Origin of the sequence: Pseudomonas chlororaphis subsp. chlororaphis, from assembly GCF_003945765.1 — a bacterium.
GTDB classification, from domain to species: Bacteria; Pseudomonadota; Gammaproteobacteria; order Pseudomonadales; family Pseudomonadaceae; genus Aquipseudomonas; species Aquipseudomonas chlororaphis.
In genome coordinates this window covers 1,409,126-1,421,387 of record NZ_CP027712.1, presented here as the reverse complement: position 1 = coordinate 1,421,387, position 12,262 = coordinate 1,409,126, and the positions used below count along the sequence as shown (strand labels likewise).

Sequence of the window (12,262 nt, the reverse complement as noted above, 5' to 3'; positions counted from 1 at the left end):
TCTCCGCCAGCATCAGGCCGGCGGGCTTTGCCCCTGGATTTGCCCAGGATCGGCTGTCATTTCAGACAAAACGGCTCTAGGCCCGCGGGTCCGGGCAGGCTAGTCTTTGCCACTCAAAGAGTGAGGAACTTCGATGACCGCAGGTATTTCTTCGCGCACGCCCCAGCAGGCCCTGGCCGCCCTGCTCGATCGCTACGCCCCGCAACAGCTGCTGCTGATCGGTGCCAGCGGGTTTCCGGCCCTGGAGGCGTTTCGCCAGGCACACCCCGAAACCGTCATTGCCCAGACCGCGCCCGGCCCCTTGCCGGCGGAACTGGCGGCGCGCCGTTTCGACCTGGCGCTGGCGGTCGACTGCCTGGAGCACCTGCCCAAGCGCGACGGCCTGAACCTGCTCGGTGGGATCCGCAACCTCAACGCCAGCCGTATCGCGGTACTGGCCGACCTGAACGCCTGCGGCTGGCAGGAGACCGACTTTTTCTCCCTGGCCCTGCAGGCCAGCGAACGTTTCCAGCGCGACGAACAGGTCCTGACCCTGTTCACCTACGATCTGCTTGAATACAAACAAGTGCCCGACTGGCTCAACTCCAGGTTCTGGGCGAATCCGGAAAACTTCGGAAAGTATTGGTGGTAATGCAATGAGTACTTCTATTTGTCCCTGCGGCAGCGGCAACCTGCTGGACGCCTGCTGCGGCCACTACCACGCCGGCCACCCCGCGCCCTGCGCCGAGGCCCTGATGCGCTCGCGCTACAGCGCCTACGTGCTGGGCCTGGTGGACTACCTGGTGGCCACCACGCTGCCGGCGCAACAGAGCGGCCTGGATCGCCAGTCCATCGGCGACTGGAGCGCGCAAAGCACCTGGCTGGGCCTGGAGGTCGAAAGCTCGGAAGTCTTCGGCGGCCAGCCGGAACACGCCTTTGTCACCTTCACCGCGCGCTGGCACGACAGCCATGGCGAACACAGCCATCGCGAACGCTCATCCTTCGTGCAGAACAACGGGCACTGGTATTTCATCGACCCGACCGTGCAACTCAAGGCCGGCCGCAACGACGCCTGCCCCTGCGCCAGCGGGCAGAAATTCAAGAAGTGCTGCGCCAGCTACTTCACCAGCTGAATACCCGCCCCTGAGCCTGTCCTCGCGTGCGCTCCATGGTTGCCATGGGTCTGTACGAAAAGTCGGCGAGCGAAGGTCAGGCAAGGCGCAACGACCAGCGGGAGTAACAGCCAAGGGCTGACCCGAAGGGTGAGCGCAGCGAATCAAAACAGGCGAGGAACGGCCGGGGTCGCGTTCGACTGTAGGGGCCTACATGAGCATTCCGATCGGACTCGCGCACGAGCCTGTTTTTAACGCAGCATGGCCTGCGTAGCGCCGAAGGCGCCCAGCGTGCAGCCACTTTTCGTACAGAGCCTAGACTGGGAGTTCAAACGGAGTAACCCCCCATGGTCGTTCAGCTGCGCGCACTACGGACCCTCGGACTGCTCACGGTGCTGGCGCTTTCGGGCTGTGCCTCGTGGTTCGTCGACGACACCCTCGACCCGCAGGTGCACCTGGTCAAGGTCGAGGTGATCAAGGCTAATTTGCTGGAGCAGCGCCTGCTCTTACACTTTCGGGTCGACAACCCCAACGATGCCGACCTGACCGTCCGCGCCCTGGAATACCGGGTTCATCTCGGCGACGTGTTGCTGGCGGAGGGTGAGCATGAACACTGGTTCACCATCGGCCCCAAGCACAGCGCCTACTTCCAGGTCCCCGTGCGCACCAACCTGTGGCCGCAGATTCGCCAGGTGGTGAAATGGCTGAAGGAACCGCAGCAACCAATCCCCTATCGTCTGGACGGTTTGCTGGAAACCGGATTATTCATCGGCCATGACGTGCACCTGGCGCGCAAAGGCGAGATAATTCCCGCCGATTTTATTCCGGAGCAACCTCGATGACCCAGCAACCCCATGTCCATGGCCCTGACTGCAACCACGATCATGACCACCACGATCACGACCACGGCCATGTTCACGGTCCGCATTGCAACCACGCTCACCAGGAGCCGGTGCGCAACGCCTTGAAAGATGTCGGCCGCAACGACCCTTGCCCATGTGGCAGCAGCAAGAAATTCAAGAAGTGCCACGGCGCCTGATGGCGTAACGCCCTGCCTTTACCTTCTGTAGGAGCGAAGCTTGCTCGCGATGCAGGCGCCTCGGACCTTGCGGTGCCAAGACGTTCTGATCGCGAGCAAGCTCGCGCCTACAAGGGCGAGTGAAGGATCTGCTGGGTCGTGGTCACCGTCGCGTACTCACCATGCAGATTGCCCAGCGACATGGCATGCACCTCCTCGGCGCTGTGGGCCTGGCCGAAAAAGTCGGCCTTGTCGAAGGTGTAGCAGGCGTCTTCCACCACCCAGGTATCGAACCCCAGGTTGCCGGCGGTCCGCGCCGTCGACTCCACCGAGTTGTGGGTCGCCACGCCGACGATCACCAGCTGGCCGATCCCGGCCTTGCGTAAATCGGCCTCCAGGGTCGTGGCGCAGAAGGCATCCGGTACTTGCTTCTGGATCACCGCTTCAGCGCCCAGCGGCATGAACCGCTGCTGAAACTCCACTCCCGACTGCCCCGGCCAGAACACCGACTGCTCGCTGCGGGACAGGTGCTGCACATGGATCAACGGCCGCGCCGTCTGGCGCCAGTAAGCCAGCAACTCGGCGATGCGTTCCTCGGCCTCGGGGTTGTTACGCCGCCCGAGCCGGGGATGCAGGATGCCCTGTTGCTGATCGATCAGGATCAGCGCCGCATTGGTCTGAAGCTCCATGCTGACTTTTCTCACCTTGGGTCATTGAATTCCACGCACTTCAACATCACCTCTCCCGACAGGCAAGCCGTCGAACGTAGACCGGACCACCGAATACCGCTGTTTGCTATCCGTAGCAGAATGTCCTTCGTTTACCTGGAGAGTTCCATGATCGATCTGTATTACTGGACCACCCCCAACGGCCACAAGATTTCCCTGTTCCTCGAGGAAACCGGCCTGCCCTACAGCGTGCACCCGGTCAACATTGGCCAGGGCGAACAGTTCAAGCCCGAGTTCCTGAAGATCGCGCCGAACAACCGGATCCCCGCCATCGTCGACCATCAGCCGGCCGACGGCGGCGCGCCGCTGTCGCTGTTCGAGTCCGGGGCGATTCTGCTGTACCTCGCGGAAAAGACCGGGCAGTTCCTGCCCAAGGACCTGCGTGGCCGCCAGGAAGCCCTGCAGTGGCTGTTCTGGCAGATGGGCGGCCTGGGGCCGATGGCCGGGCAGAACCACCATTTCAGCCAGTTCGCCCCGCAGAAAATCCCCTACGCGATCAAACGCTACGTCGATGAAACCGCGCGCTTGTACGGGGTGCTGGACCGACGCCTGGCCGACCGGGATTTCGTCGCTGGCAGCGAATACAGCATTGCCGACATGGCGATCTATCCATGGGTCGTTTCCCACAAGTGGCAAAGCCAGAACCTTGAAGACTTCCCCAACCTGCACCGCTGGTTCAACCGCATCCTCGATCGCCCGGCGACCGCGCGCGCCTACGCCATCGCCGCCCGGATCAACCCACCCAAATCCTGAGGCCCGACAGCCCATCGCCGGCCGGAAAACCCCGGTGGCTGCTCCGCTTCGGGCAGCCACCGGGCGGCCGGCGCGGGCTATTTATCCGGCAACGCAGAAATACTCTCGGCCCCCGCTTGCGCGGCACTCGCCTGCTCACTAACGTAGCGCCTTTATCGACGCTACCCCCCGCAGGAGCTTTGCCATGGCCTCGCCAGCCTTCTCACATTTTCTTCCCCGGTTCGGCGTTGCCGCGGCAGTGGCCGGCGTTCTCAGCCTGGCCGGTTGCCAGTCATGGAACACCCAGGACAGCCTGCCGCCGACCTCCGGCGTGCAACCGCTCAAGGGCCTGGCCCAGAACGTTTCGGTGCGGCGCAATGCCATGGGCATGCCGCTGATCGAAAGCAACACCTTCCACGATGCGTTGTTCGCCCTGGGTTACGTGCACGCCAGCGACCGGATCAACCAGATGGTGACCCTGCGCCTGCTGGCCCAGGGCCGGCTGGCCGAGATGTCCGGCGCCGATGCGCTGGATGTCGACCGCTACATGCGCGCGGTCAACCTGAAGAACAGTGCCGGCGAGCTGTACAAGGCCTCGTCCCCACGGATCAAGCGCTTCTTCGAGGTTTACGCCCGCGGGGTCAACGCCTACCTGTTCCGCTACCGCGACAAGCTGCCGCCGGACCTGGCCGCCACCGGCTACAAGCCCGAATACTGGAAGCCGGAAGATTCGGCGCTGATTTTCTGCCTGTTGAACTTCAGCCAGTCGGCCAACCTGCCGGAAGAAATCAACGCCCTGGTGCTGGCGCAGAAAGTCGGCGCCGACAAGCTCGCCTGGCTGACCCCGAGCTACCCGGACGAAGCACTGCCGCTGGCCGAGAGCGACAAACTCAAGGGTCTCAACCTGAATGTCCCGGGCCTGAGCGAAATCAGCAGCGCCGCCGGCAAGCTCGGCGAACTCAACCCGCTGAGCGTGGCCGGCGCCAGCAACTGGGCCATCGCGCCACAGCGCAGCCGCAGCGGCAGAAGCCTGCTGGCCGCCGACAGCCACTCGCCGGCATGGAACCTGGTGCAGATCCGCGCGCCCAAGTACCAGGCCGCGGGCGCTTCGATCGCCGGCCTGCCGATGATCGTCCAGGGCTTCAACGGCCAGGTGGCCTGGAGCATGACCTCGGTCGCCGGCGACAACCAGGACCTGTTCCTGGAAAAACTCAAGCGCCAGGGCAATGCGCTGTATTACGAAGCCAACGGCAAATGGCTGCCGGCCGTGGTGCGCAACGAAACCTACTTCGTCAAAGGCCAGCGGCCGATTCGCGAGGCGGTCTATGAAACCCGTCATGGCGCCCTGCTCAACAGCTCGAGCAACCTCAACGCCGGCTACGGCCTGGCCCTGCAACAGCCGAACCTTGCGGACGACAAGAGCCTGGATGCGTTCTTCGACCTGACGCGGGCGCAAAACGTGGAGCGGGCTTCCGACGCCAGCCGCGAGATCCGCGCCATCGGCCTGAACATGCTGTTCGCCGATGCCAGCCATATCGGCTGGCAGGTCACCGGCCGCTTCCCCAACCGCCGTGAAGGCGAAGGCCTGCTGCCATCGCCGGGCTGGGAAGGCCGTTACGACTGGGACGGTTATGCCGACCCGATGCTACATCCCTATGACCAGGACCCGGCACAAGGCTGGCTGGGCACCGCCAACCAGCGGATCATCCCCCACGGTTATGGCATGCAGCTGTCCAACTCCTGGTACTACCCCGAGCGTGGCGAACGCCTGGCCGAGCTGGCCGGCAGCGGCAAGCACGACGGGCGCAGCATGATCGCCATGCAGTACGACCAAACCACTCCCTTCGCCGCCAAGCTGAAGAAGATGTTCGAAGCCCCCGGCATGGCGCAGCCCCTGAAGAAAGCCATCGACGCCCTGCCCGAAGCAGACCGCAGCAAGGCCCGCGAGGCCTACAGCCACCTGATGGCGTTCGACGGCAAACTCAGCCCGGTGTCGGCCGATGCGGCGATCTATGAGCTGTTCCTGCAGGAAAGCGCCCGGCAGATCTTCCTCGACAAACTGGGCCCGGAGTCCAGCCCGGCCTGGAAAGCCCTGGTGGCCAACGGCGCGCTGTCCTACTCGGCCCAGGCCGACCACCTGCTGGGCCAGGAAGACAGCCCGTTCTGGGATGACAGCCGCACCCCGCAGAAAGAAGACAAGCCGGCGATCCTCGCCCGCAGCCTGGCCGCCGCCATCAGCGCCGGTGAAAGTCAGCTGGGTGGCGACCGCCGGGCCTGGCAGTGGGGCAAGCTGCACAGCTACAACTGGAAGAACGCCAGTGGCCAGGTGATTCGTGGGCCATTGCAGGCCGGTGGCGATCACAGCACCCTGAACAGTTCGCCGTACCGCTGGGGCCAGGACTTCAATGTGACCCAGGCTCCGGCGCTACGGCTGATCGTCGATTTCGGCCAGAGCGAACCGCTGAGCGTCATCAACAGCAGCGGCCAGTCCGGCAACCCGGCCAGCCCGAACTACCTGAACGGCATCGACGCCTGGCTCAAGGGTCAGTACCTGAGCTTGCCGCTGCAACCGCAGAACTTCGACCGCCTCTACGGCAAGACCCGCCTGACCCTGGCGCCAGGCAAGTAACACTGGCCAGCCCGCCCCTCTGCACAAGGGGCGGGCTTGCGCCCGGTAACGCTTCAATCCCCTCACCGATCCGGCCCTGCCACGCTCTCGGCAGCCGCGCCCTTTCCTACTCGAAATCTCCCACGCGCCCTATTGATGCAAGGCCTCCCACACGCTCTTTTTTGGGGCGCGGCCGCCCCATGGCAGGCTCTCGCACCACCTTTTAAAACACTTGTTCGGGACTCTGGTTCGGAAATTGCTACTTTCATTAAGTCTGACGCTTTGCAGTAACAGTACTAATGCGCCACAAGCGCTCATATTGGTTTTTAGGGATTGAATAATGAAAAAAGCATTGCTGACCCTTTCTGCACTGGCTCTCTGCATGGCCGCCGGTTCCGCGCTGGCCAAGGAATACAAGGAACTGCGCTTCGGCGTTGACCCGTCCTACGCACCTTTTGAATCCAAGGCCGCCGACGGCAGCCTGGCCGGCTTCGACATCGATCTGGGCAATGCCATCTGTGCCGAACTGAAGGTCAAGTGCAAATGGGTCGAAAGCGACTTCGACGGCATGATCCCGGGCCTCAAAGCCAATAAATTCGACGGTGTGATCTCATCCATGACCGTCACCCCGGCCCGCGAGAAAGTCATCGACTTCTCCAACGAACTGTTCTCCGGCCCGACTTCCTTCGTGTTCAAGAAAGGTTCCGGCCTGACCGAAGACACCGCCTCGCTCAAGGGCAAGACTGTCGGCTACGAGCAGGGCACCATCCAGGAAGCCTACGCCAAGGCCGTGCTGGACAAGGCCGGAGTGAAAACCCAGGCCTACCAGAACCAGGACCAGGTGTATGCCGACCTGATCTCCGGGCGTCTCGATGCGTCGATCCAGGACATGCTGCAAGCCGAGCTGGGCTTCCTGAAGTCGCCACAAGGCGCCGACTACGAAGTGAGCAAGCCAGTGGACAGCCCGCTGCTGCCGGCCAAGACAGCTATCGGTATCTCCAAAGGTAACAAAGAGCTCAAGGACCTTCTGAATAAAGGTATCAAAGCGTTACACGACGATGGCACCTACGCCACCATTCAGAAAAAGCACTTTGGCGATCTGAATCTCTACAGCGGTAAATAAGGTCCTGGCGCCCATCCTCGATGGGCGCCTTTTTTATCGCCACAGGTCTCTGATTTATGTTCGAAGAACTTCTGCAAACCCTTGGGCTTTCCGCCTTCAGCCTCAAGGGGTTCGGTCCGTTGTTGCTGGAAGGCACCTGGATGACCATCAAACTCTCGGTATTGTCGCTGTTACTCAGTGTCCTGCTCGGCCTGCTCGGCGCCAGCGCCAAACTCTCGCGGCTGGGCCTGCTGCGCCTGCCCGCCCAGCTCTACACCACGCTGATCCGCGGCGTACCGGACCTGGTGCTGATGCTGCTGATTTTCTACAGCCTGCAAACCTGGCTGACCACCTTCACCAACTTCATGGAATGGGAATACATCGAGATCGACCCGTTCAGCGCCGGGGTCATCACCCTGGGCTTCATTTATGGGGCGTACTTCACCGAAACCTTCCGTGGCGCCATCCTCGCCGTGCCGCGCGGGCAGATAGAAGCCGCCACCGCCTACGGCCTCAAGCGCGGCCAGCGTTTTCGCTTCGTGGTGTTTCCACAGATGATGCGTTTTGCCCTGCCAGGTATCGGCAATAACTGGATGGTGATGCTCAAGGCCACCGCGCTGGTGTCGATCATCGGCCTGGCCGACCTGGTCAAGGCGGCCCAGGATGCCGGCAAGAGCACCTATCAGCTGTTCTACTTCCTGGTCCTGGCGGCGTTGATCTACCTGGTCATCACCAGCGCCTCCAACATCGTCTTGCGCTGGCTCGAACGCCGTTATGCCGCGGGCTCGCGGGAGGCGGTGCGATGATCGAGCTCCTGCAGGAATACTGGAGACCCTTCCTCTACAGCGACGGCTACAACATCACCGGCCTGGCCATGACCATGTGGCTGCTCAGCGCCTCGATCTTCATCGGTTTCCTGGTGTCGATCCCGCTGTCCATCGCCCGGGTCTCGCCCAAGCTCTACCTACGCTGGCCGGTACAGTTCTACACCTATCTGTTTCGCGGCACGCCGCTCTATATCCAGCTGCTGATCTGCTACACCGGGATCTACAGCATCGCCGCGATCCGCGCCCAGCCCGTGCTCGATGCGTTCTTTCGCGACGCGATGAACTGCACCATCCTCGCCTTCGCCCTGAACACCTGCGCCTACACCACGGAGATTTTCGCCGGGGCGATCCGCAGCATGGCCCATGGCGAGGTCGAGGCGGCCAAGGCCTACGGCCTCAGCGGCTGGAAGCTGTACGCCTATGTGATCATGCCGTCGGCCCTGCGCCGCTCGCTGCCCTACTACAGCAACGAAGTGATCCTGATGCTGCACTCGACCACCGTGGCCTTCACCGCAACCATCCCGGATGTGCTGAAAGTCGCCCGCGACGCCAACTCGGCCACCTTCATGACCTTCGAGTCCTTCGGCATCGCCGCGCTGATCTACCTCACCGTGACCTTCGCCCTGGTCGGCCTGTTCCGCCTCGCCGAACGCCGCTGGCTGGCCTTCCTCGGGCCGACTCACTAGAACAAGGCAAATCATCATCCATGCGCCAACAGACTCATGATCTGCTCGCCCCGCTACCGGGGACCTCGCGCCAGATCCACAGCTTTCACTTCGGCCCCGAGCGGGCCGAAGGCAAGATCTACATCCAGTCGTCGCTGCACGCCGATGAACTGCCGGGCATGCTCGTGGCCTGGCTCCTCAAGGCACGCCTGGCGGAACTGGAGACCCAGGGCCGCCTGCGCAGCGAAATCGTCCTGGTCCCGGTGGCCAACCCGGCCGGCCTGGAACAGGTGCTGATGGACGTGCCGCTGGGCCGCTACGAGCTGGAAAGCGGGCAGAACTTCAATCGCTGGTTCCTCGACCTCGGCGAAGAGGTCGGCAACGACATCGAAGGCCAACTGGGCGACGATCCGCGGCATAACCGTGAAATCATCCGCGCCAGCCTGCGCAACGCCCTGGCGCGGCAGACCGCCGGCACCCAGTTGCAGTCCCAGCGCCTGGCCCTGCAGCGCCTGGCCTGTGACGCGGACATGGTGCTGGACCTGCATTGCGATTTCGAAGCCGTGGCCCATCTGTACACCACGCCCGAGGCCTGGCCGCAGGTCGAACCGCTGGCCCGCTATATCGGCTCGCAAGCTTGCCTGCTGGCCACCAACTCCGGCGGCCAGTCGTTCGACGAGTGCTTCACCCTGCTCTGGTGGCAATTGCAGCAGCGTTTCGGCGAGCGCTTCGCCATTCCCCACGGCAGCTTCTCGGTCACCGTCGAGCTGCGCGGCCAGGGCGACGTCAACCACGACCTGGCCAGCCGGGATTGCCAAGCCATACTGGATTATCTGAGCCATTTCGGCGCTATCGCCGGCGAGGCTCCGCCCATGCCCGAGTTGCCCTACCCTGCCACCCCGCTGGCCGGCGTAGAACCTGTGGCCACGCCCGTGGGCGGCCTGCTGGTGTTCACCGCCCTGCCCGGGGAGTACCTCGAAGCCGGGCAACAGGTGGCCGAAGTCATCGACCCGATCAACGATCGCGTCACCCCCATTCATTGCAGCTGCGCCGGCCTGCTCTACGCCCGCTCGCTGCGCCGCATGGCCACCGCCGGCATGGTGATCGCCCATGTCGCTGGCCGCGAAGCCTATCGCAGCGGCTACCTACTTTCGCCTTGAGGATGCATGCCCCATGTACAAACTGACCATTGAAGGCCTGCATAAATGCTATGGCGACAATGAAGTGCTCAAAGGTGTTTCGCTCAAGGCGAAGACCGGCGACGTCATCAGCCTGATCGGCGCCAGCGGCTCGGGCAAAAGTACCTTTCTGCGCTGCATCAACTTCCTGGAAACCCCGGACGACGGCGCCATGAGCCTGGATGGCCAGCCGATCCGCATGGTCAAGGACCGCCATGGCATGCACGTGGCCGACGCCGACGAGCTGCAACGGATTCGCACCCGTCTGGCCATGGTGTTCCAGCATTTCAACCTGTGGAGCCACATGACGGTGCTGGAGAACATCACCATGGCGCCGCGCCGGGTGCTGGGGATCAGCAAGAAGGACGCCGAAGACCGCGCCCGGCGCTACCTGGACAAGGTCGGCCTGCTCCCCCGTGTGGCCGACCAGTACCCGGCCTTTCTCTCCGGTGGCCAGCAACAGCGGGTGGCAATTGCCCGGGCGTTGGCGATGGAGCCGGAAGTGATGCTGTTCGACGAACCCACCTCGGCCCTCGACCCGGAGCTGGTGGGCGAAGTGCTCAAGGTGATCCAGGGCCTGGCCGAGGAAGGCCGGACCATGATCATGGTCACCCATGAAATGAGTTTCGCCCGCAAGGTGTCGAGCCAGGTGCTGTTCCTGCACAAGGGCCTGGTGGAAGAGGAAGGCGCGCCGGAAGAGGTGCTGGGCAATCCGAAGAGCGAGCGCTTGCAGCAGTTCCTCAGCGGTAACCTGAAGTAAGCCAGGCGCCACTATGGACAAAGGCCAGCCCGCCGGTGGAGTCCGGCGGGCTGGCCTTTTTTATGAGTTGGCGTCAGTCAGGCGACAGGAGCGGGAGGCGGTTCGTCCGGCAAGGTCGGTTCGCCAGGTTCGGTCGGCTCGGCGGGTTGCGGGGTGTCCGGGTCGGGTTGACCGGGAATGCCGCCTGCCGCGCTGGGGTGCGCCAGCAATGACCAGGCCAGGACGCCGACCTGATTGGGCTCAAGTCTGGCAAGTGTGGCGCTTATAAGCGGATCGATCTTCATGAGGCACTCCTGAGCTAAGCACGGTCCGCTGTGCGCAAACCGGGGCAGTCTCTGGTTAGAGTATCTGCCCGCTGAGGAATTCCCGCTATTTGTCAGATGAACGACTCAGGTACGCGGTAGGGTCACGCCACGCTGGCCCTGGTATTTGCCGCCACGGTCCTTGTAGGACACTTCGCACTCTTCGTCGGACTCCAGGAACAGCATCTGCGCCACGCCTTCGTTGGCGTAGATCTTCGCCGGCAAGGTGGTGGTGTTGGAGAACTCCAGGGTCACGTGACCTTCCCACTCAGGCTCGAGGGGGGTGACGTTGACGATGATGCCGCAACGGGCGTAGGTGCTTTTACCCAGGCAGATGGTCAGCACGTTGCGCGGAATACGGAAGTACTCGACGGTGCGGGCCAGGGCGAAGGAGTTCGGCGGAATGATGCACACGTCGCTCTTGATGTCGACGAAGCTGCCGGCGTCGAAGTTTTTCGGATCGACGGTGGCCGAATTGATATTGGTGAACACCTTGAACTCATCGGCGCAACGCACATCGTAGCCGTAGCTCGACACGCCGAAGGAAATCAGCCGCTCCGCGCCTTCGCCGCGCATCTGGCGCTCCACGAAAGGCTCGATCATGCCGTGCTCTTGCGCCATGCGGCGAATCCACTTGTCCGATTTGATGCTCATGGCGGGTGTCCTGAAATAGCGAGGTGGAAAAATTCTGTCCGGCATCTTACCGGGGTGCGCCTGCGGGTTCAAAGTCTGGGCCGCTTTTCTCGCTGAAAGCCGCAATACTTGCGGGCTGGAAGGTATGTACGGCACCGCCAGTCACTAAAAGCGCGAATCCTTCGCAAAGAACATTGGCAGGTTCCGGAAAAAGGGTTAAGGTGGCGCCACTGTGCTGCTTGTGTCACTGAGAATCTCTACACGATGTTGAATTTCGATCCAACCATCTCCAAGAATTTTTCCTGCTCTTTGCACTCAGTCTCGGCCAGGGCTTTTCCTGAGTCGCAGTTAACTTTGTCCAAGGAGATACACCATGTCTAATCGCCAAACCGGTACCGTTAAGTGGTTCAACGATGAAAAAGGCTTCGGCTTCATCACTCCACAATCCGGTGACGACCTGTTCGTACACTTCAAAGCTATCCAATCCGACGGCTTCAAAAGCCTGAAAGAAGGCCAACAGGTTTCTTTCATCGCTACCCGCGGTCAGAAAGGCATGCAAGCTGAAGAAGTTCAAGTTATCTAACTTGTACTGAAACAGTAAAAAAGCCCCGCCCTCAA

At 62.4% G+C, this 12,262-nt stretch carries 15 protein-coding genes; 12 read left to right on the top strand and 3 right to left on the bottom strand.

Annotated elements, in window-relative coordinates; all coding sequences use genetic code 11:
* Positions 1-133: 133 nt before the first annotated feature.
* From C4K27_RS06390 to C4K27_RS06375, 4 genes are all read left to right on the top strand, one after another.
* A complete protein-coding gene (locus C4K27_RS06390) occupies positions 134-631 on the top strand; it encodes a DUF6231 family protein (protein WP_007923053.1) in 498 nt (165 codons plus the stop codon).
* A gap of 4 nt (positions 632-635) precedes the next feature.
* Positions 636-1,112, top strand: coding sequence for a YchJ family protein (locus C4K27_RS06385; RefSeq protein WP_053259849.1), 477 nt, complete (start codon positions 636-638; stop codon positions 1,110-1,112).
* A gap of 326 nt (positions 1,113-1,438) precedes the next feature.
* Positions 1,439-1,933: an LEA/WHy family protein gene (locus C4K27_RS06380; RefSeq protein ID WP_053259848.1), complete on the top strand. Its 495-nt coding sequence runs from the start codon at positions 1,439-1,441 to the stop codon at positions 1,931-1,933.
* Positions 1,930-2,130, top strand: coding sequence for an SEC-C metal-binding domain-containing protein (locus C4K27_RS06375; protein WP_007923047.1), 201 nt, complete (start codon positions 1,930-1,932; stop codon positions 2,128-2,130). Before C4K27_RS06380 ends, C4K27_RS06375 begins: the two co-directional genes overlap by 4 nt.
* Before the next feature lie 107 nt (positions 2,131-2,237).
* On the opposite strand, the gene C4K27_RS06370 is transcribed toward C4K27_RS06375, so the two are convergent.
* On the bottom strand, positions 2,238-2,798 hold the full coding sequence (locus tag C4K27_RS06370; RefSeq protein ID WP_053259847.1) for a cysteine hydrolase family protein: 561 nt from the start codon (positions 2,796-2,798) through the stop codon (positions 2,238-2,240).
* Positions 2,799-2,945: 147 nt separating this feature from the next.
* Here C4K27_RS06370 and C4K27_RS06365 point away from each other — a divergent pair, with 147 nt between their 5' ends.
* The 7 genes from C4K27_RS06365 to C4K27_RS06335 all read left to right on the top strand — a co-directional run bounded on the left by C4K27_RS06365 (position 2,946) and on the right by C4K27_RS06335 (position 10,709).
* Positions 2,946-3,590 (top strand): glutathione binding-like protein, encoded by a 645-nt coding sequence (locus tag C4K27_RS06365; protein ID WP_053259846.1) that lies wholly within the window; start codon positions 2,946-2,948, stop codon positions 3,588-3,590.
* 184 nt (positions 3,591-3,774) lie between these two features.
* Positions 3,775-6,198: a penicillin acylase family protein gene (locus C4K27_RS06360; protein ID WP_053259845.1), complete on the top strand. Its 2,424-nt coding sequence runs from the start codon at positions 3,775-3,777 to the stop codon at positions 6,196-6,198.
* 319 nt (positions 6,199-6,517) lie between these two features.
* Positions 6,518-7,300 (top strand): transporter substrate-binding domain-containing protein, encoded by a 783-nt coding sequence (locus C4K27_RS06355; RefSeq protein WP_053259844.1) that lies wholly within the window; start codon positions 6,518-6,520, stop codon positions 7,298-7,300.
* A gap of 56 nt (positions 7,301-7,356) precedes the next feature.
* On the top strand, positions 7,357-8,085 hold the full coding sequence (locus tag C4K27_RS06350) for an ABC transporter permease (protein ID WP_009042461.1): 729 nt from the start codon (positions 7,357-7,359) through the stop codon (positions 8,083-8,085).
* Complete coding sequence (locus C4K27_RS06345) at positions 8,082-8,792, top strand: ABC transporter permease (protein ID WP_009042460.1); 711 nt, start codon at positions 8,082-8,084, stop codon at positions 8,790-8,792. Before C4K27_RS06350 ends, C4K27_RS06345 begins: the two co-directional genes overlap by 4 nt.
* Positions 8,793-8,812: 20 nt before the next feature.
* Positions 8,813-9,931, top strand: coding sequence for a succinylglutamate desuccinylase/aspartoacylase family protein (locus C4K27_RS06340; RefSeq protein ID WP_053259843.1), 1,119 nt, complete (start codon positions 8,813-8,815; stop codon positions 9,929-9,931).
* A gap of 13 nt (positions 9,932-9,944) precedes the next feature.
* Positions 9,945-10,709, top strand: coding sequence for an ABC transporter ATP-binding protein (locus tag C4K27_RS06335; protein ID WP_009042458.1), 765 nt, complete (start codon positions 9,945-9,947; stop codon positions 10,707-10,709).
* Between the two features lie 77 nt (positions 10,710-10,786).
* Here the strand turns inward: C4K27_RS06335 and C4K27_RS06330 are convergent, their stop codons facing one another.
* Both C4K27_RS06330 and dcd read right to left on the bottom strand, forming a co-directional pair.
* Positions 10,787-10,993 (bottom strand): hypothetical protein, encoded by a 207-nt coding sequence (locus tag C4K27_RS06330; protein WP_007923905.1) that lies wholly within the window; start codon positions 10,991-10,993, stop codon positions 10,787-10,789.
* Positions 10,994-11,098: 105 nt separating this feature from the next.
* Positions 11,099-11,665: a dCTP deaminase gene (gene dcd / locus C4K27_RS06325; RefSeq protein WP_007923906.1), complete on the bottom strand. Its 567-nt coding sequence runs from the start codon at positions 11,663-11,665 to the stop codon at positions 11,099-11,101.
* A gap of 352 nt (positions 11,666-12,017) precedes the next feature.
* Between dcd and C4K27_RS06320 the strand changes: the two genes are divergently transcribed.
* Positions 12,018-12,227 carry a cold-shock protein gene (locus C4K27_RS06320; protein WP_002554837.1) on the top strand — a complete coding sequence of 70 codons (210 nt, stop codon included), beginning with the start codon at positions 12,018-12,020 and terminating at the stop codon, positions 12,225-12,227.
* Positions 12,228-12,262: the final 35 nt, after the last annotated feature.

Excerpts from the sequence above, each read along its gene's own strand:
- C4K27_RS06390 (WP_007923053.1), top strand. The coding sequence starts at position 134 with ATGACCGCAGGTATTTCTTCGCGCACGCCCCAGCAGGCCCTGGCCGCC.
- C4K27_RS06385 (WP_053259849.1), top strand. The coding sequence starts at position 636 with ATGAGTACTTCTATTTGTCCCTGCGGCAGCGGCAACCTGCTGGACGCC.
- C4K27_RS06380 (WP_053259848.1), top strand. The coding sequence starts at position 1,439 with ATGGTCGTTCAGCTGCGCGCACTACGGACCCTCGGACTGCTCACGGTG.
- C4K27_RS06375 (WP_007923047.1), top strand. The coding sequence starts at position 1,930 with ATGACCCAGCAACCCCATGTCCATGGCCCTGACTGCAACCACGATCAT.
- C4K27_RS06370 (WP_053259847.1), bottom strand. The coding sequence starts at position 2,798 with ATGGAGCTTCAGACCAATGCGGCGCTGATCCTGATCGATCAGCAACAG.
- C4K27_RS06365 (WP_053259846.1), top strand. The coding sequence starts at position 2,946 with ATGATCGATCTGTATTACTGGACCACCCCCAACGGCCACAAGATTTCC.
- C4K27_RS06360 (WP_053259845.1), top strand. The coding sequence starts at position 3,775 with ATGGCCTCGCCAGCCTTCTCACATTTTCTTCCCCGGTTCGGCGTTGCC.
- C4K27_RS06355 (WP_053259844.1), top strand. The coding sequence starts at position 6,518 with ATGAAAAAAGCATTGCTGACCCTTTCTGCACTGGCTCTCTGCATGGCC.
- C4K27_RS06350 (WP_009042461.1), top strand. The coding sequence starts at position 7,357 with ATGTTCGAAGAACTTCTGCAAACCCTTGGGCTTTCCGCCTTCAGCCTC.
- C4K27_RS06345 (WP_009042460.1), top strand. The coding sequence starts at position 8,082 with ATGATCGAGCTCCTGCAGGAATACTGGAGACCCTTCCTCTACAGCGAC.
- C4K27_RS06340 (WP_053259843.1), top strand. The coding sequence starts at position 8,813 with ATGCGCCAACAGACTCATGATCTGCTCGCCCCGCTACCGGGGACCTCG.
- C4K27_RS06335 (WP_009042458.1), top strand. The coding sequence starts at position 9,945 with ATGTACAAACTGACCATTGAAGGCCTGCATAAATGCTATGGCGACAAT.
- C4K27_RS06330 (WP_007923905.1), bottom strand. The coding sequence starts at position 10,993 with ATGAAGATCGATCCGCTTATAAGCGCCACACTTGCCAGACTTGAGCCC.
- dcd (WP_007923906.1), bottom strand. The coding sequence starts at position 11,665 with ATGAGCATCAAATCGGACAAGTGGATTCGCCGCATGGCGCAAGAGCAC.
- C4K27_RS06320 (WP_002554837.1), top strand. The coding sequence starts at position 12,018 with ATGTCTAATCGCCAAACCGGTACCGTTAAGTGGTTCAACGATGAAAAA.